Source organism: Yaniella halotolerans DSM 15476, from assembly GCF_000420805.1.
Lineage (GTDB): Bacteria > Actinomycetota > Actinomycetes > Actinomycetales > Micrococcaceae > Yaniella > Yaniella halotolerans.
In genome coordinates, this window is sequence record NZ_ATVQ01000002.1 from 396101 (window position 1) to 422943 (window position 26843).

Here is a 26843-nt window from a genome sequence, read left to right on the forward strand (position 1 = left end):
AATCCTTGTTCTACTGGGTCAGCGTTGTCTGCTTCACAATGACGGTGTCATCGGTGTGCATGACGACGCGATCGTATTCGGGCCCCAATTCGGTGCGCAGTTGGCGGGTCGATTTCCCAACCATGGCTGGTAATTCGTTCACCGAGTAGTTGGTGAGACCTCGGGCGACGACGGAACCTGCGGCGTTGACGACTTCCACGACGTCTCCTGCTTCAAATGTGCCGGAAACCCCGATGAGGCCGGCTGGCAGAAGTGAGCGGTGCCGAACGGTGATGGCTTCAACAGCACCGTCATCAATCATAATCCGACCTCGGGAGACTGCCATGTGTTCCAGCCACGCATTGCGCGCAGATTTGCGTTCCCCTCGAGAGTCGAACCAGGTACCAATGTCTTGACCATCGATGGCCGCCTGGGCGTTCTCGGCCGAGGTGAGGAAAGTTGGAATGCCGGCATCGGTGGCAATTGAGGCCGCTTGGAGTTTTGTGACCATACCGCCGGTACCGATTTCTGATTCAGCATCTCCGATGGAGACGTGTGACAGGTTGGCATCGGCGGAGACGTTGGCGATGCGGCGCGCTCCGGTCCGGGTTGGTGGCCCGTCGTAGAGCGCGTCAACGTCGGATAAGAGGAACAGCGCATCGGCTTTGACCACGGATGCTGCTAACGCTGCCAATCGGTCATTATCGCCAAAGCGGATCTCGTGGGTGGCCACCGCATCGTTTTCATTGACCACCGGCACCACGCCCAGGTTCAACAACCGGTTGAGAGAACGAAACGCATTGTTGTACTGGGTACGCCGCATGAGGTCTTCTGCGGTCAGCAGTACTTGAGCCACATTGATGGAGTGTTTCCAAAAGGACTCGGAGTACTGTGCCATCAGCCGGCTCTGGCCTACTGCGGCGGCGGCCTGTTGGGTTGCTAGATCACGGGGTCGTTTGTCAAGACCCAGCGGTTTAAATCCTGCAGCAATGGCCCCCGATGACACCACAATGACTTGGGCGCCACCGTGGTAGAGCTGGCTGACCACACGTGTCAGGGTGTCAATAGCGGATACTGAGACGCTGCCTTGGCCGTCAGTTAGCGACGACGAGCCAACTTTGACGACCATGCGACGTGCCGCACGCAGTTTCGTGCGGTCGGTAACCGGGTTTGGCATTGCCAGGTTGGGGGTGGACACGAAAATTCTTTCTTACTCGTTGTCGGAATCGTAACTGGTCCACAGCCCGGAGCGACGTTCTTCTTCCATCTCAGCCTGGGTTGCGGCGCGAGCGGCTTTACGCTCGGCATATTCTTCTCGTTTTTCTCGGCGGGTTGGTCGCGCCCGTTCCTCGAATCGTGCGTCTTCTCCACGAGGACCGGTTAAGTGTTCGGCACCAGTGGTCATGGTTGGTTCCCAATCAAAGACCACCCCGAGTTCATCATCACCGATCACGACGGCATCACCGGGTAGTGCCCCGGCGTCGAAGAGCGATTTTTCAATTCCGAGGCGTTCCAACCGGTCTGCCAGATAGCCGACCGCTTCGTCGTTATTAAAGTTGGTTTGTGCAACCCAACGTTCAGGTTTATCGCCACGAATCCGGAAGAGCGGTTTGAGGCTACGTTCTTCTTTGGTAAGGGTGAACTCTTGTGGACGGTGCCCACGACGGCGATGTTTAGGTTCGATGGTAATCGTCTCGGGTACAGCTTCGAGAGCTTGTGCAGCTTCAGCATGTGACGCTCGGGCTTCATTCACGAGTTCCGCCATGGCAAATTTCAACTGGTCGAGGCCTTTACGGCTCACCGCGGAGATCTCAAAGACCCTGAGACCCCGGGATTCTAGTTCAGCCCGGGTCATATCAGCCATGGCTTGGCCGTCTGGTAGGTCCACCTTGTTAATGACCACCAGCTGTGGTCGTTCATCGAGTGGGATTAACTGTTCGCCGGATTCCGTCAGGATGGGTTCGACCGCGTAGGCCGCTAGTTCTCTTTCAAGTGCTTCATAGTCCGAGATGGGGTCTCGGTCAGATTCCAGTGTCCCGGCGTCCAGAATGTGCACGAGGGCATGGGTGCGTTCCACGTGCCGCAGGAACTCTAGGCCTAGACCTTTGCCCTGTGATGCGCCAGGAATCAAGCCCGGTACGTCAGCTACAGTGAACCGGGTTCCTCCAGCGTCCACGACACCCAGGTTGGGCACCAGTGTGGTGAAGGGGTAGTCGGCAATCTTTGGCCGTGCTGCAGAGATGGCGGCAATGAGCGAGGATTTTCCTGCGGAGGGGAAACCTACCAGGGCAATATCTGCCACAGTTTTCAGTTCTAAAACCACACTGCGTTCTTCCCCAGGGATTCCCAGCAGCGCAAAGCCTGGAGCTTTGCGTTTTGGTGACGCTAGTGAGGCGTTGCCTGCTCCCCCGGTACCTCCGTGGGCAAGAATGAGTTCTTCGTGCGGGGTGACGAGGTCGTGCAGGATATTACCGTCGGTATCTTTGATGACGGTACCTACGGGAACGCGCAGGTGTAGCGTCTCACCGTTTTTGCCGTGTTCCATGTCGCCGCGACCTGGTTCACCGTTGGTGGCCTTCCGGTGCGGTTGATGGTGAAAGTCCAGCAGTGTGGTGACGTCTGGGTCGGCAACAACCACGACGTTGCCGCCGTGTCCACCGTTGCCGCCGTTCGGGCCACCGAGGGGTTTGAACTTTTCGCGAAGCACGGAGGTCTCCCCGTGTCCACCGTCGCCTCCGGTGGCATGCACGGTCACATGATCAATGAATTGTGACATGGAGTTCCTCCAGGAATTTTAGTTGTAAAAACTCAAAGCGGGGACGGACCGGGGTGGTCCGCCCCCGCTGGAGCGTTAGAAAAACGAAAGCTCTTTAGGCTTCAGCTGGGACGATGTCCACAACTTTGCGTCCGCGACGGCTACCGAATGCTACCGAGCCGGCTTCGAGTGCGAACAGAGTGTGGTCTTTGCCAACACCGACGTTGCGACCGGGGTGGTATTTGGTTCCACGCTGACGAACCAGAATTTCACCAGCGTTGACGTCTTGGCCGCCGAAACGCTTCACACCGAGAAACTTGGCGTTGGAGTCACGACCGTTACGTGTGGAGCTAGCACCTTTTTTTGTTGCCATGAGTTAAATCCTTTACGAGTTCTTCCGATTCAAAGCTTACTTGATATCGGTGATCTTCACGCGGGTCTGGTTCTGACGGTGACCCTGACGCTTTTTGTAACCGGTCTTGTTTTTGTATTTCTGGATAACAATTTTCTTTCCGCGGTTGTGCTCTAGCACCTCTGCGGAAACAGTGACTTTTTCCAGCTCTTTTTTATCTGAGGTAATCTTATCGCCATCAACCAGCATGAGGGCAGGTAGTTCGATGGAACTGCCAACATCTGCTGGGAGGCGATCTAGGACTACCAAGTCTCCTGTAGAGACTTTTTCCTGGCGTCCGCCAGCGCGTACAATCGCGTATGCCATTTGGACTCACTTCTCTCGACGTTAATCAAAAAATTTTGTTCAGCTGTATAACACCTGAGGGTATTGGCTAACGAGACAAGTTGCCGGATTGGAACGCCAACTGCCAGGCTTCACAGCACCAAACAAGCAGTTTAGCGCTTTTTGTCTCGTTCTCCAAATTGTTCATCAGCGTGGCGAACCTGGTGACGAAATTTCGTCGGCTGCCACACCGACCCCCAAAATCGCAGAGGATTTCACGGGTTTATCCTGCTTTTTTACCTGATCTGCGGCACTTGCGGCAAAGCTTTTACCTTGCTGCTGTGTCTCAACTGAGGCTTGCTGGATATCTGTAGCACCGGTGGGTGAAGTCGCAGCGCGACGACGTTTCGGTGCTGCTTCTTTGGTCTGCTGTGTACCAGCATCCGAAGTGTTTGGTGCCTTGACTGGCTCGGTGTCCACAACTGGCTTGACGTTAGCCTGCTTCGATTCACCTGTTCGCTGTTGTGCTTGGCTGACCTGTTGCGGCGCGGAGGCCCGACGACGCTTTCGGCCGCCTCGTGGTGACGACTCTTGGACAGGCTGCTGCTCTTTTTCTCCAGCCTCTTGCTGCTTGGATTCTTGTTGCTGAGCATCCTGTTGCTGCTCTGAGGATGAGTCTCCACGTCGATTGCGACGGCGATTATTTCGTTGACGCTGACGGGAAGAATTCCCGTTGGACTCTTTCGACTCATCGTCGTTTGTCGACTGTTTGTCCGAAGATTGTTCGTCGTGTCCATTCGTCGCGGCAGCAATTGAAGCCATCGCGTTGCGGGTCTGCTCAGCTTTCTCGGCTGGCTGGGCATCGTCTGCAGACTGCTCGGAGGTCTGAGTGTCGTTGTGCTGTCCCTGAGACTGCTGGTCTTTGTTATTGCGACGACGGTTACGGCGGGAACCGGCATCTCCACCACGACGACGCTGTGAGGAATCATAGGGTTTGCCGCGTTCAACCGGTTCGTCGTGAACCACGATCCCACGGCCGGCACAGTGTTCACAGGTATGTGAGAACACTTCAACCAAGCCGGTGCCCATACGCTTACGGGTCATCTGCACTAATCCGAGTGAGGTCACCTCGGCGACCTGGTGACGTGAACGATCTCGTCCTAAACATTCCACGAGACGGCGTACCACGAGATCCCGGTTGGATTCGAGCACCATATCGATGAAGTCCACCACGATAATGCCGCCAATATCGCGCAGTCGCAATTGGCGTACGATTTCTTCAGCTGCTTCGAGGTTATTCTTGGTGACGGTTTCTTCCAGGTTTCCGCCTGAACCGGTGAATTTCCCGGTGTTCACGTCGACAACGGTCATGGCCTCTGTACGGTCAAAGACGAGGGAACCACCGGAGGGCAGGTTGACCTTGCGCTCGAGTGCCTTATGTAGCTGTTCATCGAGGCGATGATGGCCGAAGAGATCCATGTCGTTATAGGCTTTTGGATCCCACTTTTCTAACCGGTCGAGCAAGTCTGGTGCTACGTAGGTGACATAGGCTTCGATCTTGTCCCAAACGTCGTCGCCTTCAACGATCATCTTAGTGAAGTCTTCATTGAACACGTCTCGAACGACCTTAATGGTGAGGTCTGGTTCAGAGTGCAGCGGTTCAGGGGCCACAATCTTATTGGACTTCGAAAGCTCTTCGATTTCTTCCCACTGCACACGCAAGCGGTTGATGTCGTTGAGTAGCTCGTCTTCAGCGATGCCCTCGGCTGCTGTCCGAACGATTACACCCGTCTTATCGGGCAAGTGTTCTTTCAGAATCGATTTGAGACGGTTGCGTTCCGTATCCGGGAGTTTACGAGAAATACCCGTCATAGTACCGCCCGGTACATACACGAGGTAGCGGCCTGGCAACGAGACCTGCGCGGTGAGGCGAGCACCTTTATGACCTACCGGGTCTTTGGTGACCTGCACAAGCACTGAGTCGCCTGATTTCAGTGCGTTCTCGATTTTCTTGGCCTTGCCGTCTAACTGGGCGGTATCCCAATTGACTTCACCGGCATACAGCACGGCGTTTCGACCGCGGCCGATATCAACGAAGGCAGCTTCCATAGATGGCAGAACGTTTTGCACCTTTCCGAGGTACACGTTGCCGATCAGGGAATCCTGTTGGGTGTTGGATACGAAGTGTTCGGCCAGTACGCCGTCTTCTAACACCGCAATTTGAATGCGGTTATCGTGCTGGCGCACCATCATTTTGCGCTCGACGGATTCGCGGCGCGCTAAGAATTCTGCTTCTGATACGACGGCGTTCTTGCGACGACCACGACGTGATGTGCGACGACGTTGACGCTTTGCTTCAAGACGGGTGGAACCACGCAGCGACGTAACTTCGTCCGGACCGCTGGTTGAGGCCTGACGTGGCGCCCGCACCCGAGTGACGGTATCTTCCGGGTCGCCGTCGCCTCCCCCGTCCATCTCTAGGTCAACATTGCCACGACGCCGCCTACGACGACGGTGTGAAACAGTGGTCTGATCGTCATCCTGTTCGGCAGTGTTCTGCCCCCCGTCACGCTGTCCGCGACGTGAGTGTTGTTTGGCGTTGTCCTCTTGAGCGCCTTGGGCGCCGTCTTGCTCTTCGTCCTGGGGCTCGTTCTGATCGGTCGTGTCGTCGCGTTTATTATTGCGTGACGAGGACTGTCGCTGGTTGTTCCGCTTCGAGTTGCGCTGGTTCCGCTGCCCGCGACCGCCATTGGTATTGCCGTGGTCATCGTCTTCATGATCGTGACGCTCAGGTTTGCGTCGACGAACTGGCATCTGCGAGTAATCTGGCGCTTGAAAGACCAGCGCGGTGGGATCATCGGGCATCGGTGTGCCGGTGTTCCAAGACTCTTGAACAGAGTCAGACTGTACTTGCGTGTTATCGGCAGCTGGCATGCTGCGCCTCCCGGGCCTAAGCGCGATCCGCACTCATCGCGGTTAGACCAAATTCGGTTGTGCGTACGCCAGTATGGCTTGCACGCACTTCGAAAAAGCCTAATATGAACCGGCTGTGCCGGAGCCAGCAGAAGCGTTCAAGACAATTCAATAAAACTTCAGGTGCTTACCGTCGGGGGATTCGACATCTTGTTGACGATGGAATCGACCTTCGCAATCGGCAAACCATAAAGCTTCCGCAGGACCAAACGGGTGTGCGTGCCCGTAGAGGTCTCCCCTATTGTGACACACTTTTGGCTAAAAGCGGTTATTTGCTGCTCGCACTCAGCTAACGGCCCTATACTGAGCCGCGTGAATACCGCACCGAAACTTCCTAACGACGGCGATGCACTCCCCTGGTATGCCAGAAGTTATGGCACCGCCATAGTCCTTCTGGTATCCGGAATTATCGGCATGATCGCCACCCTTGTCCTCACATATGAGCGAGTCCAATTGTGGATGGATCCCGGCTACGTTACCTCGTGCGATGTTAACGTCTGGGTCTCGTGTGGCACCGTCATGGAGTCTTGGCAGGCGTCCCTTTTCGGATTTTCGAACCAGTTTATTGGCATCATTGGTTTCGCGATCCTCATAACCATCGGCATGGCTATCCTCGCGGGGGCCCGATTTACGGCGTGGTGGTGGCATGCCACCTCGATTGGTCTGGTCATGGCTATGATTTTTTGCTTGTGGCTATGGACCCAAGCCGTCTACGTGATCAATACCCTGTGCTTGTACTGCATGATCGTCTGGGTGGTTACCATCCCCGCTGCCATCCTTATACTGGCGCGAAATGTCTCGCACGATTTGATCAAAGTCACACCACGGACGAAGATGATATTGACGACGGCCGCCTGGCCAACGATCATCCTTTGCTACGTGGTGATCGGTGCATCGATTTTGCTGCGCTTCGGCGAAGCAATGTTTTAGGAAACTTGTGGACGAAAAGAAATTCAATAGCATGGCCCGCCCCGAACTAACGCACCCGTATGTGGCATCGAAGCAGGCCGCATCCGTGATCATGGTGCGACAAGCCTCCGGCGGGGAACTCGAAGTCTATGTGCAACATCGCGCAACCACCATGGACTTCGCAGCCGGTGCCGTTGTTTTTCCGGGCGGACGCACTGATGCCGAGGACGCACTGTTCACATTCGAAGATGATGTGCACTCGGTCGTGCTTGACCACGTTCATGGCTGGCAACGAACCTCTTTGGGCTCGGATAATCGCGATACTGCGTTCTCGAATTCTTCGATGATGCTGCGAACAGGCCTGCGTGAAGTTGAGGAAGAGACCGGTGTAGGGCTTCATCCGCATCTGCTGCGCCCCTGGGGCAACCTCATTACTCCGGTGGGCTACCCCAAACGTTTCGATACGTTCTTTTTCCTCGCCACACCGGATGAGGATGTTCTCCCGGAAAACATCACAACCGAGGCTGTCCATGCAGATTGGCACAGCATCGAATCCCTGCTGGAGGACGCTGAGCAGGGACGCATTGCGCTGATGCGCCCCACGAAGTTCTTGTTGCTCGACATCTTTGAGCAAAAAACGATTGACGACCTGCTGGGTCGCGACCCAATCGTCCAGCCCATTCGCGGCATCTAAGCACTCGCGAAACCATCAAAGATTTGCTTGAGGTCTAGAACTTAGTCGAACCAGATGTCCATCTCACGCTCAGCCGACAACGTTGAGTCAGAGGCATGGATGAGGTTCTTTTGCACGCCTTCGCCCCAGTCGCGTCCAAAGTCACCGCGAATAGTGCCTGGCTCTGCGAGGGTTGGATCCGAAATGCCAGCGAGTGACCGAATGCCTTCGATGACGCGTTCACCCTCCACAATGGCAGCGACGACGGGCCCTTCAGCCATAAAGTTTACAAGTGGCTCAAAGAACTCTTTGCCTTCGTGCTCTTCATAGTGTTCGGCGAGCATTTGGTGGGAAGCCTGGAGCATATTGAGCTCGACAATTTGGTACCCCTTACGCTCGATGCGTGCCAGAATTTCGCCGGTGAGTCCGCGCTCTACGGCGTCAGGTTTGACGAGTACAAGTGTGCGTTCAGGCTGGCTCATGACTACCTCATTCATCAGATGCGTTGGCTAGTGCGGTACGCGCTATCATACTTGATCATACCTAAAGCTCTTCTGATTCCGAGCCATGTTCTCGTTCCCAGGCCAGTTGTTCTTGCTCACGCTGACGCTTCTCGCGATCGATCTGGCGTCCTTTGACGACTGCGTACCACCAGGCGCCGGCGAAGAGCACTCCGACCACGAAGCCCCAGGGTTCTAAGAACCCTGACACGATCAGCAGTAGCTGGATGATCCATCCGATGGCTATGCCCAGGGGTTTCGTCACCAGTCGTGCCGTACCCCCGGCAATGATGGCGAGGACCAGACAGCCCACCAGCATCCAGAGGCCGCCGTTGTTCTGGTGTAGTCCGTATAACATCAGCCCAAAGAAGGCGATGACGAATGCTTCACCATAGAGCACAGTGGAGGTAAACAGCACCAGGATGGAGCGTTCTTTCTTCTGTTGTCCGGGCTGCCATTCGCGCTGCGATTTTGTTTCGCGCTGCGGACGCCATGATTCTTGGCCCTGTGATTCGTCAGACACCGTCATCCTCCTGATTGTCTTCATCGAAGAACTCGCTGAAATCGTCGTGCTCCGCAACGTCGACACCGGCGTCAGTGCCTTCCGTTTCGGCACCTAACAGTTCACGCACCTGGCCCACCAAGGTGATGGAACCGGTCACGAGTACGCCCGCTCCCCCGGTGCCTGCGGTGAGGGTTTTTCCGGCGTCTTGGACTCTTGCGTCGATGTCGCGTACACCGCGGACGGCCCAGGCGATGGCGTCAATCGGAGATTCGGTGGTGAAAATCTGGTCTTCATCCCAACCGGCATCCAGTGCGATCTCGGTGAGATCTTCTGCGCTGATGGCTCGCGGTGAGTTGGACTGCGTGATGGCCAAGTGCTCGGTCTCGTCACCAAAGTGATCGAAGAGTGTGGTGAGAATACCCAGGGCATCTTTATCATCGAGAATGCCGACGACGAGGCCTAGCGCCGAGAAATTAAAGGTTTCTAGCATGGTTGCTGCTGTGACGTCAACACCATGGGGGTTATGTGCGGCGTCGATGACCAGCGACGGGTTCGATTTCAACAGTTCCAGTCGTCCTGGACTGGTGACTTGTGCCAGCCCGTCCTGGAGTACTTGCTGGTTCAATGCCTGTTCACCGGCACCCAAGAATGCCTCCAGCGTGGCGATGGCGACCGCCAGGTTTTGCACCTGGTGTGCCCCGTGCAACGGGAGGAATAACTCGTTGTAGTCGGCTGAGATCCCCTGAATGGAGACCTGCTGTCCACCAACCGCTACGGAACGCTCCGTCACACCAAATTCCACGTTCTCGAATTTGAAGTTCGCCCGTTTGGTGCGAGCAGCTTCGAGCAGCACCTGTGCGGCTTCCGGGTCTTGGGCGGCAGAGATGAGATACCCGTCGTCTTTGATGATCCCAGATTTTTCCACCGCGATGGCCCCGGGGGTGTCCCCCAGGAGATCGGCGTGGTCGACCGAAATGGGGGTGACCACTGATACCTGAGCATCGGCGACATTCGTAGCATCGGTGATGCCGCCCAGGCCAACCTCCAGCACCATGACATCCACGGGAGCATCGGCAAAAATGGCAAAGCCCAGGGCGGTTACGGTTTCAAAATAGGTGAGCTTTTGCTCGCCAGCCTCGTCGAGTTGTGCATCGATGATGTCGATCAACGGTGCAATCTCGTTCCAGATCCGCACGAATGTGTCGTCGGCTACCGGTTGGCCATCCAACGTAATCCGTTCGGTGACCTTGGACAGATGCGGTGACGTATAGCGGCCGGTCCGCAGGCCGTGTGCGATCAGTACTTGCTCGATGATTCGGGCCGTCGTCGTTTTACCGTTTGTGCCGGTCAAATGGATGACGGGGGCGCTGGCCTGGGGGTCGCCCAGCAGGGACATGATGTCACGCATGGGTTGCATGCGGGGCTCCATCTTGTTTTCCGGAGCCCGCGATAACAGGTGTTCATAGACCTGTTCTGCGGTTTCAAACATTAGGCGTCCGCTTTCTTGACGGTAACTTCTACGGCTTTTGTGGCGTCATCGGCGAACGATTCGCGAGGATCTGGCGTATCTGTTGCTTCAAACGTCACCTGCAGTGAGAGTGTTTCATTACTGATCAGTGTCTCGTGGGGACGGATCGCTTCGATCACGACTTCAGAACCGGTAATAGAAGTATGGATCCGGTCGGACACGTCGAGGGCAGCATCACGGCGTGCCGATTGCACAGCACGGATCACGTCACGAGCCGCGCCTTCGGCAGCTAGTGTCTCATCGACTGCAGTGTTCAGCAGCACGAAGCCTGCCGGGATGACGGCAACGGCCGATTCTGGGTTGTCAGGATCGTCTTCAACCACGGTTGACAGGGTGTACTCTGCAGATTCCAGCGCAATACCACCGGCAACCACCGTACCGTCGTCGGCAACCGACCAGTCGTTGGTTTTAGACGCCTTGATCACGGTTTGTACGGCCTTGCCCAAACGTGGTCCTGCTGCCCGGGCGTTGACTGTGAGTTGCTGGGAAATACCGAAATCTTCTGCCGAGGTATTCGCGACATCGACAAGCTTGATGTTTTTCACGTTCAGCTCATCGGAGAGGATGTCGGTGAATGCCTGGGTGAAGCGTTCTACGTTCGGGACGACCACGGTCAGTTCTGCCAGCGGGAGACGGACGCGACGGTTGGCTCCCTTGCGCAATGAGGACGCCGAGGAGGCAATCGTTCGTACCAGTTCCATAGTGTCTTGCAGGGTTATGGCTTCGTCACCGGATGGGAAGAGATCCGCATCCGGGTAGTCGGTGAGATGTACTGAGCGGCCACCGGTCAGACCGCGCCAGATTTCTTCGGCGACCAGGGGCATCAGTGGGGCGGCTGCACGGGAGAAGGCTTCCAGCACTGTGTAGAGGGTGTCCAATGCCTGGGTGTCTTCGGCGAAGAAGCGCTGACGTGAGCGTCGAATGTACCAGTTGGTCATGGTGTCCATATAGGTACGGATCGTGTCGGCGGCGCCGGAGACGTTGTAGTCATCCAGTGCGGCTTTGACATCGCGCAGCATCGTGCCGGTGGCGGCCAGAATGTACTGGTCCAATGGGTCGGTGGATTCATAACGCAATTGCGCTTGGTAACCACCCGGACGGTTGCCACCGTCGGTCGCGGAGTTGGCATAGAGGCTAAAAAAGTGCCACACGTTCCAGGCCGGCAGGATGGCCTGGCGGGCGGCTTCGCGAATGCCTTCTTCGGTGACGATCAAATTGCCGCCGCGAAGAATAGGTGATGCCATGAGGAACCAGCGCATGGCATCGGAGCCGTCGCGGTCTAGCACCTCATTGACATCGGGGTAGTTCTGCAACGACTTGGACATCTTGTTGCCGTCTGAGCCCAGCACGATGCCGTGAGAAATCACGTTCTTGAATGCTGGACGGTTAAACAGTGCGGTACCTAGCACGTGCATTGTGTAGAACCAGCCGCGAGTTTGGCCGATGTATTCCACGATGAAATCAGCGGGGTTGTGGGTATCGAACCACTCTTTGTTCTGCATTGGGTAATGCACCTGGGCATACGGCATTGAACCCGAGTCGAACCAGACGTCCAGAACATCTTCCACACGGCGCATCATGGATTTGCCGGTTGGGTCATCCGGGTTGGGTCTGACCAGCTCATCGATCCAGGGACGGTGCAGGTCAACTTCGCCGTCGGCATTGCGTGGCAATTGACCGAAGGCTTCTTGAATTTCGTCAAGCGATCCGTAGACCTCAAGGCGTGGGTAGTTCGGGTCATCGGATTCCCACACTGGAATGGGCGAACCCCAGTAGCGGTTTCGGGAGATCGACCAGTCGCGGGCATTTTCTAACCATTTCCCGAACTGCCCATGCTTCACATTGCCCGGGATCCAGTTGATCTCTTCGTTGTGGCGCAGCATGTCGTCTTTGAATTCAGAGACTTTGACGTACCAGGAGGTAATGGCGCGGTAGATCAGGGGTGTACGGCAACGCCAGCAGTGCGGGTAGGAGTGCTCATAGGACTGTTCGGTCAACAGTGATCCCTGGGCACGCAGTGCTCGGATGATGGTGCGGTTGGCATCAAACACTTGGACGCCGGCGATGTCCTTGAGCGCTCCGCCACCGACGGTCTCATCACCGAACAGCGGGAGGAATTTCGCGCCTTCGTCCACGGACAACACCACGGGGATACCGTGGGCGTCGTTGACTCGCTGGTCTTCTTCACCATAGGCAGGTGCCTGGTGGACGAGGCCGGTTCCATCTTCGGTTGAGACATAGTCATCGGCCAGGATGCGGAACGCGTTCTGGGTGCCATACGTTTCAGCATCGACGAAGTAGGTAAACAGTGGCTCATATACGAGACCTGCCAGCTGGGCACCGGTGTATGTCGCGGTAATTGCGGCAACTGCAGCCTCGGCGTCCTCATACCCGAGTACTTTGGCATGGGCGCCAACCCGGTCGGTAGCCAATAGGACCTGCTGTGCGCTGAAGGTATCCACTTCGGCTTTAACAACCGGTACAACCGCGTATTCGATCTCTGGACCTGCAGCGACGGAGAAGTTCGTTGGAAGTGTCCACGGCGTGGTGGTCCATGCCAGAACACCAACGCCTTTGAGTGCTTCGGCGATGTCCTTGGTAGCTCCATCGGCAGGAATCAGGGCTGGATCCTCGGGCAATCCCGTGATCGTAAATTGTACGGTGACCGATGGGTCCTGACGCATCTTGTAGACGTCGTCGTCCATGCGCAGTTCGTGATTCGACAGCGGGGTTTCGTCATTCCAGCAGTAGGGCAAAACCCGGAAACCACGGTAGGTTAGGTCGCGTTCGTGCAAGGTTTTGAACGCCCAGATGACCGATTCCATGAAGGAGGGGTTCAGGGTCTTATAGTCATTTTCGAAATCGGCCCAGCGCGCCATGCGGTTAATGTATTGTTCCCACTCCTTGGTGTATTCCAATACCGAGGCGCGGCAGGCATCGTTGAATTTATCGATGCCCATTTCTTCAATTTCAGCTTTGTCCGTCATGCCCAGCTGTTTCATGGCTTCTAGCTCGGCAGGCAAACCGTGGGTGTCCCAGCCGAAGCGGCGCTCGACACGGCGACCCTGCTGGGTTTGATAGCGTGCCACAAGGTCTTTGACGTAACTGGTCAGCAAGTGGCCGTAGTGTGGCAGGCCGTTGGCAAACGGTGGGCCATCATAGAACACGAATTCGTTGTTCTCGCCGCCCACCTCTGCCGGACGGTTCTCAATCGATGCTTTGAAGGTGCCATCTTCATCCCAGTATTTGAGAATCGATTCTTCGATCGTAGGCAGATTGGGTGTAGATGGGGTAGCGCCAGATTCGACCCACCCTTGTTGGGAACTCGCCAGAGGGTACACAGTTACCTTCCTTGCATCGACTTCGTCATTCGGTCTGCAAGGACGCCTTTGGCGCGGTACCACCCTGCTTATCTTGGGCTCCAAGATCGCTTATTGCAGCTGTATCGGGCTGACCCGTTCGGTTCTACTAGGCTGGCGCCGTTCTTCCGAAGCACTCCCCGGTGATGGCCGGATCATTACGCAATCGCAACTATCCTACAACAATCTTTGGTCAGTACTACACCGGGTGGCGTACAGGACCGCTGTGTGAAAAGCTACTTGTTTCCAGACGGACTCGACCCACCAGACCGTATAGCGTTTTTTCCTTATGGGCAGATCAGCTTGCTGATGATTTGGAAGATAGTGACCTGTTGATCCTGGTTCAACTCCATGATGTACCCGCACAACAGACGAGTTCTCTTGGCGTAGATATGGAGTATGTGGTGACCTAGCAGTTCACCTGGACAACGTGGCCCAAGGCAGACTGCGCGAGGCGCGCGTCAGTACTATTTTGTAGTGATCTTTTATTCCGTGTCACGGATGAGTTTATGCTGTGCGGCTTGCTTCACTGGGCGCATCACAATTTCATCGAGGTTAATGTGATGCGGCAGATTCACCGCATAGGCACACACATCAGCGACGTCATCGGCGGTCAAGGGTTTTGAAACACCGGCGTATACATCTGCGGCTTTGGACTCGTCGCCGCGCATCCGGTTGTAGGCAAACTCTTCTGTTTTCACTAACCCCGGTAGCACTTCGACCACACGGATGTTGTGCTCGGCCTCTTCTAGACGGAGAGCTCCTGTCAGTGCGTGCTGACCGTATTTTGCAGCGTTATATCCAGCACCGCCCTCGTATGTGACGACGCCAGCTGTGGACGTCAGGTTCAAAATGGTGCCCTCTCCGTGCGCTCGGAGCATCGGGAGGAACTTCCGGATAATTCGTAATGATCCCAAGACGTTGGTTTCGATCATCCATTGCCAATCCTCAAGTTTGGCTTCGGCTATCGGCTCTGTGCCGAGTGCACCACCGGCAATATTTAGAACGGTGTCGATGCCTCCTGCCGCCTCGATAGTCGTGAATAACGTGTGGATCGAAGCCTCGTCGGTTACATCCGTGGCGACCGGTACCAGCTTGCCAGCAAGCTGTCCGCTCTCTGCGGCCAGCGACTCTAAGTGCTCTTGGCGTCGTCCGGCAGCAAAGACCATCCATCCGTCAGACACCAGCTTTTTGGCGGTCGCACGACCAATCCCCGAGGTCGCACCGGTAACAAGGGCAGAACGCTGTGAATCACTCATGACGTCAACACTAAAACACCGCCTTCTAAATATCGATCTCTAAGGTGTTGTCAGAGGCCAGAAGTGACCTACGAATGTGAAACAATGGTGGCCATGGCTGAAAATGAGACGGGCACAGACACGCCCAAAACGGTAAATGTTCCTGACCGAGTTGGACTCGAAGGACTCGAAGATAAATTCAACGCCCGGTGGGCTGAAAACCGAGTGTACGCATTCGACGCACACACTACTCGCGACGAAGTGTTTTCGATCGACACTCCCCCACCCACGGCATCTGGCTCACTGCACGTGGGCCACGTCTTTTCTTATACGCAAACCGATGTCATTGCACGGTTTATGCGGATGTGCGGCAAGAACGTTTTTTACCCCATGGGCTGGGATGATAACGGGCTGCCGACCGAACGTCGCGTGCAGAACTTCTTCGGAGTGCGCACCGACACCAGCGTGCCCTACGATCCGAACTATCAGCCACCAGAAAAGCCCGCCAAAAATCGCCGGGATTGGGATGTGGTTTCGCGACAGAATTTCATCGAGCTGTGCTTGGCGCAGTCCCGAGACGATGAAGTTATCTATGAACAACTGTTCACTCAGTTGGGCCTATCGGTGGATTGGGATCTTTCCTACCGGACCATTGATGAGCATTCTCGTGAAGTTTCTCAGCGCGCCTTCTTGCAGAACCTGGCTGACGGCCACGCCTACAACGCTGAAGCCCCGACGATGTGGGATGTCAGTTTCCAGACGGCTGTCGCACAAGCCGAACTTGAAGATAAAGAAGTGCCGGGAGCGTACTACCGGTATGCGTTCTATACCGATGACGGTGCAGAAATCTTCATCGAAACCACGCGTCCAGAACTGCTGCCCGCATGTTCAGGTTTGGTCGCACACCCGGAGGATGACCGTTATAAGCATCTCTTCGGCAAGACCGTAACCTCGCCACTTTTCGACGTTGAAGTCGAGGTCTACCCGCACGAGCTGGCACAACCAGATAAGGGTGCCGGTATCGCGATGGTGTGTACCTTCGGTGACCAGAACGACATCACCTGGTGGCGCGAACTGCAATTACCGACGCGCACGCTCATTGGTCGTGACGGACGTTTTGCTCGCGAGACGCCCGAATGGATCACTTCCGAACGCGGTGCGACCAACTATGCAGCTGTCGCTGGCAAAACGGTCTTCTCCGCACAAAAAGCTGTCATCGAGATGCTGGAAGAGGCCGACTTACTCGATGGTAAACCTGAAAAGATCACCCACGCGGTGAACTTCTTCGAAAAGGGCGATAAGCCTCTTGAGATCGTGACTTCCCGTCAGTGGTACCTGCGTAACGGCGGTCGTGATGCGGAGCTACGGCAGAAACTCACGGAACGTGGCAACGAACTGCAGTGGCATCCAAGCTTTATGCAGTCACGCTATACCAACTGGGTTGAGAATCTCACCGGCGACTGGCTGGTTTCGCGTCAGCGCGTTTTCGGTGTGGCTATTCCATTGTGGTACCGCCTTGATGACCAGGGCAACACCGACTATGACACCCCAATTATTCCGTCCGACGCGCAGCTGCCGGTAGATCCCGTCGATGATGTGCCGGAGGGCTTCAGTGCCGACCAACGTGATGTCCCAGGCGGCTTTACCGGGGATCCAGATGTCCTGGACACCTGGGCGACGTCGTCGTTGACCCCGCAGATCATTGGCCAGTGGTCCAAGGACGACGACTACTTCGCTAATGTGTTCCCGTTCGACCTTCGACCACAGGGACACGACATCATCCGGACCTGGTTGTTCTCCACAGTGGTGCGCGCTGATCAATTGCAAAGCACCGTCCCGTGGAAGAACACCGCCCTGTCGGGTTGGGTTCTTGATCCGCAGCGCCAAAAAATGTCCAAGTCCAAGGGCAACGTTGTGGTGCCGTCGGACATCTTGGATCAGTTCGGTTCGGATGCTGTGCGTTATTGGGCAGCTTCTGCACGCCTAGGTGCTGATACAGCCTATGAAGTCAACCAAATGAAGATTGGTCGTCGTCTAGCCATCAAACTTCTGAACGCTTCGAAGTTTGCGCTGAATCTTGGTGCCACGGAGGACAAGATTGTAACGAGTGCGGCTGACGCTAAGGTCATTAGCCATCCGCTTGATCAGTCATTGTTGGCGCAATTGCACGAGGCAATCGTGCCAGCGACTCGTTCGTTTGAGAAATATGATTACGCTCGAACCTTGAACCTCGTCGAAACCTTCTTCTGGCACTTCACGGATGACTACATTGAGCTCATCAAGGACCGGGCCTACGGTTCCCGTGGTGAAGCCGAACAGGCATCTGTGGTGGCTACGTTGGCTACGGCACTGGACGCATTGCTGCGGTTATTGGCTCCGTTCCTGCCATTTGCTACCGACGAAGTATGGTCCTGGTGGCGTAACGGATCGGTGCATGAGCAAGCTTGGCCGGGCCTTGAAAGCGAACTCGGTGGCATTGCTCAAGCAGCTGCCTGTGGCGATGTAGATGTCCTGACGACCGTTACACGGGCAATCTCGCGCATCCGTAAAGCGAAGTCTGATGCCAAGGTCAAACAACGTACCGAGGTCATTACAGCCACGATTACGGCGACAGAGCCTAGGATCAATGAGATGAAAGCTGGCTTGGATGACCTGCGTGCTGCAGGCAATGTCAGTGAGCTCAATCTGGAACAGGGTGAGTCGGTCACCACGGACGACGATGAAGTAGTCGATCTGCGTTTGACTGAGGTTACGTTAGCTGACGCTGAGTAGTCTCACCTAGATACAGTTCTGCCCCAGTGGTTCGAAAACCATTGGGGCAGAACTATGTCGTATTATTGATCAGCTAAAATCCAGATCGCTGTTGCGTGCACGCTTGAGCTCATAGAAGTATGGGTACTCGACCAGTGCGGCAAAACCGTCCCAGATTTTACCGGCCTGTTCGCCACGTGGGATCCGGGTCATGACCGGACCGAAGAACGCGGAGTCACCGATTGCAATAATTGGGGTACCAACGTCATTGCCGACCAGCGACAGCGCTGCCTGGGTGGAATCCCGAAGACCTTGATCGTAGGTTTCCTTTTTGGATTCTTCGATGATTTCTGCTGCGTCATCAACACCGATTTCTTCGAGTGCCTCAGATAGCGCTGCCTCATACTCGTCGAGGCCGTAGCCTTGATTGTGGATGCGGGTACCGGCTGCAGTATAGAACTCGGAGACTTTTTCAACACCGTGACGTTCACGAACTGCTAGCGATGCACGGGCACCTTGCCACTTTTTGTGGGTCTCTGGGTTGTTGGGGTCATCCTTGCCTTCGTTGAGTACCCCCAACGAAATGACATTGAAGTCCACCTTAATATCGCGGACCTCTTCTACTTCACGGATCCAACGAGAGGTGATCCAGGCGAATGGGCAGGCTGGATCGAACCAAAATTTTACAGTTTGTGACAATGCATCTCCTTAGGCGGATTTATTGCGACGTTTTCGTTCTACTTCGCGCGGGACCATGACGGGCTGTCCTTTACCGTCAACGGTGCCACTGGTAATAGTTACTTCAGCGACGTCGTCGCGCGATGGTAAGTCGAACATGATTGGTTGCAGTACATCTTCGATGATAGACCGCAAGCCACGAGCACCGGTCCCCCGCTCTTCTGCTTTCGAAACAATCGCTTTGAGCGCGTCTTCTTCAAAGTGCAGTTGAACACCATCGAGTGCGAACATCTTCTGGTATTGCTTGATCAGCGCGTTGCGGGGCTCGGTGAGCACCTTGATCAAGGAAGCTTCGTCCAAGTGATCCACTGCAGTGATAACCGGGAGACGACCAACGAATTCTGGGATCAGCCCGAATTTCACCAGGTCATCCGGGCGTACATCTGCAAACGACGGGTTCTCATTCACGCCGGCAACTTTCAGCGGAGCACCAAAGCCGATGGCTTTATGTCCGGCGCGTGCTTCGATGATGTCTTCAAGTCCGGCAAAGGCCCCTGCCACGATGAAGAGAATATTGGATGTGTCGAGCTGTAAAAATTCTTGGTGAGGGTGTTTGCGACCACCTTGTGGGGGCACTGAGGCAACACTGCCTTCAAGAATTTTCAGCAGTGATTGCTGTACACCTTCGCCAGAGACGTCACGAGTAATCGATGGGTTCTCAGATTTCCGTGAGATTTTGTCAATCTCGTCGATATAGATAATACCTTGTTCAGCTTTCGCCACGTCGTTGTCTGCGGCTTGGATCAGCTTCAGCAAGATGTTTTCTACATCTTCGCCAACGTAGCCGGCTTCGGTCAGCGAGGTTGCATCGGCGACAATGAAGGGGACATCAAGTTTCCGGGCCAGGGTCTGTGCCAGATAGGTCTTACCTGAGCCTGTAGGTCCAACAAGCATAATGTTGGATTTGCCGATTTCAACATCTTCGAGGTGGCTAAAGTCGACTTCGGTGCCGAAGGATTCGCGCATAGAAGCTTTGATATTGTCTTGCGCGTGAACACGCTTGTAGTGGTTATACACCGCTACGGACAAGGCTGCTTTGGAACGGTCCTGACCAATCACATATTCGTCAAGGTGAGCATAGATTTCTTGGGGTGTAGGAAGGGTGAAGTCTTCACTTTCGGTGACTTCCGCCAATTCCTCTTCAATGATTTCGTTGCACAGCTCGATGCACTCATCACAAATGTAGACCCCTGGGCCTGCAATGAGTTTTCGTACCTGCTTCTGTGTTTTCCCACAGAAAGAACACTTCAGCAGATCTGCCGATTCTCCGATTCGAGCCATTTCATCTCCTTATGCGCCTTACTGGTCAAGCATAATTGGTTGGGCGCCTATTCCCGGGGAGGTTGCGCCAGGCGTGGATAAGTTTATTTGCCGATGTCACCCTGTGCATTCGGCTTAATGCACTGATGGCGCCCCGCAGGGCAGCGGGACGCCATCAGGCTCAGAGGCTTACATTATTCAGCATCTTTTTTGCGTGATTCGAGTACCTCATCGACCAAGCCATATTCTTTGGCTCCGGCAGCGGATAGGAACTTGTCGCGATCGATATCTTCGCGAACTTGTTCTGCTGTTCGGTTGGAGTGGTTCGCCAGGGTCTCTTCCATCCAGGTACGGATACGTAGCAGTTCATCTGCGTGAATCTGCAGATCAGTTGCTGTCCCACGGTCGCCGCCCATTGAAGGCTGGTGGATCAGAATACGGGCGTTCGGCAGCGCCAAGCGCTTGCCTGGTGTACCAGCGGCAAGCAGCACAGCGGCAGCCGATGCGGCCTGCCCCAGTGCTACCGTCTGGATTTCAGGACGAATGAACTGCATGGTGTCATAGATAGCGGTCATCGCGGTGAATGATCCACCGGGTGAGTTGATGTAGAGCGTAATGTCGCGGTCCGAGTCCATGGCTTCCAGCACAAGTAGCTGAGCCATAACATCATCAGCGGACGCGTCATCGACCTGGGTACCCAGGAAGATAATGCGGTCTTCGAACAAGCGCGCGTATGGGTCCTGACGTTTGAAGCCGTATGGAGTGCGCTCTTCAAACTGTGGCAGGATGTAGCGGTTAGAGGGCATCGGAGTGGCCGGAGTACCCTGTGGCATTTCGTGGTTCATGAAAGTCTCCTGAAGGAAAATCGTATAAGTATTCGCGACTGGGCTACCGGCGATTATTTATTGCCAATTCCGCCGCCACCGACCATTGAGGCGGTACCGGAGGCGATGTGATCGAAGAAGCCGTATTCTAGTCCATCTTCAGCGGTAAACCATTTGTCGCGGGCGTTATCTTCCAGGATGGTTTCTAGACTCTGACCGGTTTGTTCTGCGGTGAGTTCAGACATGACCTGCTTCATGTGCATGATCAGCTGTGCCTGAATACGAATATCAGACTCGGTACCACCAATACCACCGGATGGCTGGTGCATCAGGATACGGGCGTGCGGGGTGGCATAGCGCTTACCAGGCGTTCCGGACGACAAGAGGAACTGTCCCATAGAAGCAGCTAGGCCGGTTGCTACGGTTACCACGTCGTTTGGAATCAACTGCATGGTGTCATAGATAGCCATTCCCGCAGTCACTGACCCACCGGGTGAGTTGATGTAGAGGAAGATGTCTGCCTCTGGGTCTTCGGCGCTCAATAGCAGCATCTGCGATGCAATGGCGTTCGCGTTGTCGTCACGAACTTCTGACCCGAGCCAGATAATGCGCTCCTTGAGCAAACGGTTGTAGATGTAGTCTTCACGGTTGGCCGGATCTACCGATGCCATGCGTGGCGCGTTGGACGATTCAGTCACGACGTCCTACCTTCCTTCACTGGCGTGCATATGGTTTTGCAAACTTGTTTCTGTTGAAAGACATTACTTGCGAAAACACAACTTGAGCAGGGTTGACTCACTGTTTTCGCTGAAAGCCGTTATCTGTACTTAAACAGCCAAGGTCCACCCCTTATTATAGGAGCGGACCTTGGTGTTTGATCAGAACTTAGCTGTTGTCTTCGTCAACGTTTTCTTCTGACGCAGTCTCTTCTTCACCTTCAGGTGTCAAAAAGAATGAGAGATCAACTTCATTGCCATTAGTGTCGACAACTTTGGCAACCTCTAGAACTGCAGCAAGTGCTTTACGGCGACGTACTTCGCCCATGATCATTGGGACTTGTCCGGCCTGATCCAGCATTTGTGCGAACTGGTTTGGCTCCATGCCGTATTGCGACGCCGAGCTCACGATGTATTCGATCAGTTCGGATTGATCGACCTGAACTTCTTCTGCGTCAGCGATGGTGTCCAGAACGACTTCGTTTACGAAGGCTTCGCGGAAGTTCTGTGTGACTTCTTCACGGTGCTCTTCAGTGTCGTGGTCGTCACCTTCGGCGTGACCCTGCGAAGTAAAGTGCTGCTCTACCTGTTCGGTGAGCATGTTCTCCGGAACGTCAACTTCAACAAGCTTGAGCAATTCTTCCAAGGCCTTTTCGCGGGCCTCGACACCCTGATTGGTCTTGGATTCTTCTGTTGCCTGGTTCTTCAGGTCTTCTTTGAGCTCTTCGATGGTGTCGAACTCGGAGGCCAGCTGTGCGAAGTCATCATCTGCTTCTGGCAGTTCACGTTCTTTGACGGAATCCAGAACAACCTTGACCGTAGCGGTTTCACCTGAGTGCTCGCCGCCTGCCAGTGTGGTTTCGAAGACGGCATCTTCGCCGGCTGAAAGACCTTCCAGGGCTTCGTCCATGCCATCGAGCATTGAACCGGAGCCGATTTCGTAGGAGAGGCCTTCTGCGCTATCGACTTCTTCATCGTCGATGGTGGCGGTCAGGCCGATCGTCACGTTGTCGCCTTTTTCTGCTGGACGGTCAACGTCAACCAGGGTGGCGAAGCGTTCGCGCAGGTCGTCAAGAACTTTTGCTTCTTGCTCTTCAGTGACAGTGATGGGCTCTACGGTGACTTCGAGACCCTTGTAATCTGGAACGTCAATCGTTGGGCGCACGTCAAACTCAGTGTTGAACTTCAGCGGAGCTTCGTCGTCACCCTCGTTGCCTGGAACAGAAGTGACATCAACTTCTGGGCGAGTGAGTGGGGTGAGTTCTTTCTCGCGCAGTGCTTCCTGGAAGAAAGCATCAAGGTTGTCATTGACAGCGTTCTCAATAACGAAGCCGCGGCCGACGCGCTGGTCGATCAGTTTTGCTGGAACTTTGCCCTTACGGAAGCCAGGGACCTGAATCTGATCTGCCAGTGATTTATACGTAGCATCGATACGCGGTTTGAGTTCATCAAAAGGAACCTCAACCTCAAGCTTGACCCGTGTTGGGGCGAGGTTTTCAACGGTGGATTGGACCACGTAGGACTCCTGGGTTCTAATCGGAATATTTTATGGTTTCGGTACTGGCCGAATCACATACTATGCTTCCGACAGCACCATGCAGTCGGGACGACAGGATTTGAACCTGCGACCTCACGCTCCCAAAGCGCGCGCTCTACCAAGCTGAGCTACGTCCCGCGATCAGGTCAATGACCTGCTGGATTATCCGCCATTGAAGTCTTACCCTGTAGCGGCTCGCACCATGGCGCCGAGAGATAACTATATGACAAAGAAATCCGAAAGTCCAAATCGAAGTGAGGATTTTCTGACCCGTGGGAAAATTTTGGCGTCATTGCAGGCTTCTGCAGCATAAAAGTGATCTTCTGCATACCCTGCAGCTAGCCGTTTCTACTGAGGCGAGGTGTCGTTGCTGTTCCCAGGCTCCCCGGTATCAGCGGCAGCTCCAAGAGTCGGTCCAGGACAGCTAAAGATTCCAGAAATGAAAGAAGCTCCGATTCTCATAACAGAATCGGAGCTTGGAGCGGATGACGAGAATCGAACTCGCACTATCTGCTTGGAAGGCAGAGGCTCTACCATTGAGCTACATCCGCGTGCCGTTGAGCAACGAAGACTACGATATCCCATAAGTTTCGAACGTGCAAAATCGGCTGGTCCACCTGTGACGTTTCGCGTTTCATCTCTGGCATCGAGAAAAGTGTCTGGCGAAGTAGAAATGGACCTTGTGCAGCGTTCATTTTCGGGGCTTGATCGCATAGGATAAAGTCCACGGTCTTACGCAGCGAACTGGGTCTTGCAACGCAAACCAAAAGAAGCCAGCCGAGTGTACAACATTGTTGTCTCAAGGAGCGACGCCAAGCGTGGGTCTACCGTTCAAATGAAATTAAAGGAAAAGAAGCACAATGTTTGAAGCCAAAACACTCGACCATCGAAACGTGGGTCAGACGTTGATCTACCGTGATGGCAAATCCGTGGCCGTCATTCAGGCCATCCATCACTATCCTGAAAAAGGCAGCGTGGACGTTGTGACCCCTGAAGAAGTCGTGACATATCGCGAGTCTGACTGGGTCAACACCACACTGTCACCCGAGCTCAATATGATCCGTGTGGTCTATAAGTCTTGGATCGAGCGCGAAGCCACATTGACCGAATCCGATCTCAACGACCTGTTCACAAAATTTTCTGGGGACCACGGAAACGGCTTCTAGCGTTCACTGGTGGGATTCGCCGGGGCGGACCAAGCCAGTTTCATAAGCGGTAACGACGATCTGGACCCGGTCTCGTAAATCCAGTTTGTTCAGGATTCGAGAAACATGCGTCTTCACTGTCTGCTCAGCGAGAAAGAGCATCGCAGCAATTTCTGTGTTGGAGTGTCCACGAGCCACCAGGCGCGCAACTTCAAGTTCACGCTCGGTGAGCAGTTTTTCAACGGTGCTGTCTGTTCGGGGCACAACCGGACGCGAGGCGTAGTCAGAGATGAGTGTTCTGGTGATTTGCGGTGACAGCAACGCATCTCCGGCTGCTACAACCCGCACCGCGTACACGAGTTCTTCGGGAGCTGCGTCCTTCAATAAGAACCCACTGGCCCCGGCTCGAAGTGCTGAGAAGACATATTCATCGGCGTCGAAGGTCGTCAGCATAAGAATTTTCGGCACCTCGCCGGCCTCAGCCAATACATGTCGGGTGGCATCAAGCCCATTGACCTTCGGCATCCGGATATCCATAAGCACGACATCGGGTTTGGTGCGTTTAACGACGTCTACAATCCCCTCACCGTCATCGGCCGTACCAACGACGTCAATGCCGGGTTGTGCATCCAACAGGGCTGCGAAACCCGCACGGATCATTGCTTGGTCATCGACGATGAGTACTCGCACATCGGATCCCGAATCAGATGCGTCAGATTCGGCAACAGGTGAAGATTCAGACACGTCTTAAACCTACAGCACCACAACATGCATGTTGTGTGACCTTCACTCTGCAGTGTGATGTCTTGAGCACAGTATTGGCCTTAGAGTGACCAACATGAACACAGCCGCCAAACAGTCCGACTCGGATCAGTCCACAGCTAGCTATCGATTCGGCAAGAACGTGGCGTACGTGCTCGCGGGATTTCCGATTGCGATCATGAGTTTTCCGGTCTTGGTAATTATGACCACGGTTTCTCTTGCAACACTGGTGGTCTGGCTGGGCGCGCTACTGCTGCCGCTCACCCTGCTATTTGGCTCATACCTTGCGGCACTTTCAAAACACCGCTTAGGACTCCTGGGGGTCAGCGTTGAACCCGTCACCTATCGTGGCTATGCCTCCGGAGTGTTCGGCAAACTTCGAACCATCTCGGATCCCCGGCGCTGGCTCGATCTAGCATTTGAAGGCATACTTGCCTTTCCGCTTCGATTGACGACTTTTGTCGTCATGTTCAATTGGGCCGTGATTGGACTGGGTGGAGTCACCTATTTCTTCTGGTCCATATATGTGCCCGGTGAACGCTGGGTCCTATTGCTCTTACACAACCTCCAGCCAACACTTCTTCCCGACAGCTCATGGGTCCGGTACCTGCTCGATGCGGGAACGTTCTTTGTAGTAGGCTTCGTATTTCTGGCGACGTTACCACCGGTGGTGGCTGCGTTAGCCAAGCTGGATGCAACACTCACAGTTGCACTGTTGGGAACCGGCACTCACGACAACGCATCCGATACAACAGATCTGTCCCCCGAACGGTCTTTCAGCATCACCGCCTGGTCTCGTGCCGGAGCCGGAGTAGCTGCGATTACCCTGTTGGCAGTCGGTTGGCCGGTATTGACCGTGTTGTATTCTGTGGGCGTTCTCGAGGCAATGTTCTGGGTGACAGTGCATTGCGCGATGATTTTATGCTGCCTCCGATGGGCCTGGGCTGGGATGGGCATATCTCTGCTTGCATCGGGATTCCTGATGGTTCTGACCGCTGACGCAGGTGTCTCGGTTTGGCCCTGGCCGGTGACAGTGCTGCTGACCCAATGTGCGGTATTCATCGTCGTGGGCTTCGTAAAGCCCTGGTTTTATGCACTATCAGGTTGGTCGGCATCGGTGCTGATGACGCTCGGAGTGTTGTTTGCACATGCTGCAGACTTGCCGGCTGGGGCGTTAGGCAACAGCATCGTTTTCGTTTCGGTAAGTGCAGGTACGGTCGCGTCAGCAACCCTGGGCCGAATGTGGATACGCAATGCCGGTCGGTTGCAGGCCGCAGAACGAACCAGCGCACTGCAGGATCGCCGAAGCAAAGAACTCGCCGAGCGCAACAGGATTGCTCGTGAGCTGCATGACGTCGTCGCCCACAGCATGTCAGTCATCAGTGTTCAAGCGGCCACTGCACGGTATCGTAACCCGGATATTGGGGACACTGCGCAGCGAGAGTTCGAAGAAATTGCTAGCTCGTCACGACAGGCTCTGGGGGAAATGCGAATGCTGCTCAGTATCTTGCGCAATGATGACGAAGCACCAACCACACCAACTCCTGGGTTCCAAGACGTTGACGCACTCATAGAGGCCACTCGCGCATCTGGGACTGTCATCCACTATCAGGGTCTAGATGAAACCCGCGACGGCATGCTGGGTGACGTCGCCCCTGCCACTTCCCTAGCTGCGTATCGTACTGTTCAAGAGGCTTTGAGTAACGCGTTGCGCCATGCTCCCGGGACCGAGGTCAAAGTCGAACTCAGCATCGATGACTCCGATGATGGCATCCACCAGTTACACATAGCTGTGATCAATGGGCCTCCGGAGCATCCCAGCGTTTCAGTGCCAGGTTCTGGTCTTGGACTCACAGGCATTCACGAACGCACCGCTGCCGTTGGCGGAACATCTGAAACCCGTCCCACATCCGCCGGTGGTTTCGCCGTCTATGCAAGCTTGCCGCTACACAGCCACCCCCTACCCCGGTAGGGGGTGTGATTGGCTCTGGTGGGTGATGTAATAGTGTCGGGTT

Annotated in this window: 21 protein-coding genes and 2 tRNA genes; 5 read left to right on the plus strand and 18 right to left on the minus strand. The window is 54.9% G+C overall.

Annotated elements, in window-relative coordinates; translation table 11 throughout:
- Positions 1-10: 10 nt before the first annotated feature.
- From proB to G583_RS15365, 5 genes are all read right to left on the minus strand, one after another.
- Positions 11-1156, minus strand: a complete 1146-nt coding sequence (gene proB, locus G583_RS0109400) for a glutamate 5-kinase (RefSeq protein ID WP_029629454.1) — start codon at positions 1154-1156, stop codon at positions 11-13.
- A 33-nt stretch (positions 1157-1189) separates the two neighbouring features.
- Positions 1190-2755 carry a GTPase ObgE gene (gene obgE / locus G583_RS0109405; protein ID WP_022870931.1) on the minus strand — a complete coding sequence of 522 codons (1566 nt, stop codon included), beginning with the start codon at positions 2753-2755 and terminating at the stop codon, positions 1190-1192.
- 94 nt (positions 2756-2849) lie between these two features.
- Entirely contained in the window at positions 2850-3107 is a 258-nt protein-coding gene (gene rpmA, locus G583_RS0109410; RefSeq protein ID WP_022870932.1) for a 50S ribosomal protein L27, read from the minus strand.
- A 36-nt stretch (positions 3108-3143) separates the two neighbouring features.
- Positions 3144-3452 (minus strand): 50S ribosomal protein L21, encoded by a 309-nt coding sequence (gene rplU, locus G583_RS0109415; RefSeq protein ID WP_022870933.1) that lies wholly within the window; start codon positions 3450-3452, stop codon positions 3144-3146.
- Positions 3453-3617: 165 nt separating this feature from the next.
- Positions 3618-6377 carry an Rne/Rng family ribonuclease gene (locus G583_RS15365; protein ID WP_407635165.1) on the minus strand — a complete coding sequence of 920 codons (2760 nt, stop codon included), beginning with the start codon at positions 6375-6377 and terminating at the stop codon, positions 3618-3620.
- A 318-nt stretch (positions 6378-6695) separates the two neighbouring features.
- Between G583_RS15365 and G583_RS0109425 the strand changes: the two genes are divergently transcribed.
- Complete coding sequence (locus G583_RS0109425; RefSeq protein WP_022870935.1) at positions 6696-7313, plus strand: vitamin K epoxide reductase family protein; 618 nt, start codon at positions 6696-6698, stop codon at positions 7311-7313.
- 7 nt (positions 7314-7320) lie between these two features.
- A complete protein-coding gene (locus G583_RS0109430) occupies positions 7321-7986 on the plus strand; it encodes an NUDIX hydrolase (RefSeq protein ID WP_084677340.1) in 666 nt (221 codons plus the stop codon).
- A 41-nt stretch (positions 7987-8027) separates the two neighbouring features.
- On the opposite strand, the gene ndk is transcribed toward G583_RS0109430, so the two are convergent.
- The 5 genes from ndk to G583_RS0109455 all read right to left on the minus strand — a co-directional run bounded on the left by ndk (position 8028) and on the right by G583_RS0109455 (position 15116).
- Positions 8028-8447 carry a nucleoside-diphosphate kinase gene (ndk, locus tag G583_RS0109435; protein ID WP_022870936.1) on the minus strand — a complete coding sequence of 140 codons (420 nt, stop codon included), beginning with the start codon at positions 8445-8447 and terminating at the stop codon, positions 8028-8030.
- Between the two features lie 61 nt (positions 8448-8508).
- Positions 8509-8994, minus strand: a complete 486-nt coding sequence (locus G583_RS0109440) for a DUF4233 domain-containing protein (RefSeq protein ID WP_040895346.1) — start codon at positions 8992-8994, stop codon at positions 8509-8511.
- Positions 8981-10459, minus strand: coding sequence for a bifunctional folylpolyglutamate synthase/dihydrofolate synthase (locus tag G583_RS15370; protein ID WP_022870938.1), 1479 nt, complete (start codon positions 10457-10459; stop codon positions 8981-8983). The genes G583_RS0109440 and G583_RS15370 overlap by 14 nt, the downstream gene beginning before the upstream one ends.
- Positions 10459-13839, minus strand: coding sequence for an isoleucine--tRNA ligase (ileS, locus tag G583_RS0109450; protein WP_022870939.1), 3381 nt, complete (start codon positions 13837-13839; stop codon positions 10459-10461). Before ileS ends, G583_RS15370 begins: the two co-directional genes overlap by 1 nt.
- 503 nt (positions 13840-14342) lie before the next feature.
- Complete coding sequence (locus G583_RS0109455; protein WP_022870940.1) at positions 14343-15116, minus strand: SDR family oxidoreductase; 774 nt, start codon at positions 15114-15116, stop codon at positions 14343-14345.
- Positions 15117-15209: 93 nt separating this feature from the next.
- Between G583_RS0109455 and valS the strand changes: the two genes are divergently transcribed.
- Complete coding sequence (gene valS, locus G583_RS0109460; protein WP_029629458.1) at positions 15210-17867, plus strand: valine--tRNA ligase; 2658 nt, start codon at positions 15210-15212, stop codon at positions 17865-17867.
- Positions 17868-17936: 69 nt separating this feature from the next.
- On the opposite strand, the gene G583_RS0109465 is transcribed toward valS, so the two are convergent.
- The 7 genes from G583_RS0109465 to G583_RS0109495 all read right to left on the minus strand — a co-directional run bounded on the left by G583_RS0109465 (position 17937) and on the right by G583_RS0109495 (position 23472).
- Positions 17937-18545, minus strand: a complete 609-nt coding sequence (locus G583_RS0109465; protein WP_022870942.1) for a mycothiol-dependent nitroreductase Rv2466c family protein — start codon at positions 18543-18545, stop codon at positions 17937-17939.
- 9 nt (positions 18546-18554) lie between these two features.
- Positions 18555-19865: an ATP-dependent Clp protease ATP-binding subunit ClpX gene (clpX, locus tag G583_RS0109470; RefSeq protein WP_022870943.1), complete on the minus strand. Its 1311-nt coding sequence runs from the start codon at positions 19863-19865 to the stop codon at positions 18555-18557.
- 173 nt (positions 19866-20038) lie between these two features.
- The gene (locus G583_RS0109475) at positions 20039-20689 is read right to left on the minus strand and encodes an ATP-dependent Clp protease proteolytic subunit (RefSeq protein WP_022870944.1); all 651 of its coding nucleotides are present in this window, start codon (positions 20687-20689) and stop codon (positions 20039-20041) included.
- 53 nt (positions 20690-20742) lie between these two features.
- A complete protein-coding gene (locus G583_RS0109480) occupies positions 20743-21339 on the minus strand; it encodes a ClpP family protease (RefSeq protein WP_040895522.1) in 597 nt (198 codons plus the stop codon).
- Between the two features lie 214 nt (positions 21340-21553).
- Positions 21554-22900, minus strand: coding sequence for a trigger factor (gene tig, locus G583_RS0109485; RefSeq protein WP_022870946.1), 1347 nt, complete (start codon positions 22898-22900; stop codon positions 21554-21556).
- Positions 22901-22985: 85 nt separating this feature from the next.
- A tRNA-Pro gene (locus G583_RS0109490) sits at positions 22986-23059 on the minus strand.
- A gap of 339 nt (positions 23060-23398) precedes the next feature.
- Positions 23399-23472 (minus strand) — tRNA-Gly (locus G583_RS0109495).
- A 309-nt stretch (positions 23473-23781) separates the two neighbouring features.
- Between G583_RS0109495 and G583_RS0109500 the strand changes: the two genes are divergently transcribed.
- Positions 23782-24087, plus strand: a complete 306-nt coding sequence (locus G583_RS0109500) for a hypothetical protein (RefSeq protein WP_022870947.1) — start codon at positions 23782-23784, stop codon at positions 24085-24087.
- Between the two features lie 3 nt (positions 24088-24090).
- Here the strand turns inward: G583_RS0109500 and G583_RS0109505 are convergent, their stop codons facing one another.
- On the minus strand, positions 24091-24810 hold the full coding sequence (locus G583_RS0109505; protein ID WP_022870948.1) for a response regulator: 720 nt from the start codon (positions 24808-24810) through the stop codon (positions 24091-24093).
- Positions 24811-24904: 94 nt separating this feature from the next.
- Between G583_RS0109505 and G583_RS16375 the strand changes: the two genes are divergently transcribed.
- Complete coding sequence (locus tag G583_RS16375; RefSeq protein ID WP_022870949.1) at positions 24905-26800, plus strand: sensor histidine kinase; 1896 nt, start codon at positions 24905-24907, stop codon at positions 26798-26800.
- Positions 26801-26843 lie beyond the last annotated feature (43 nt).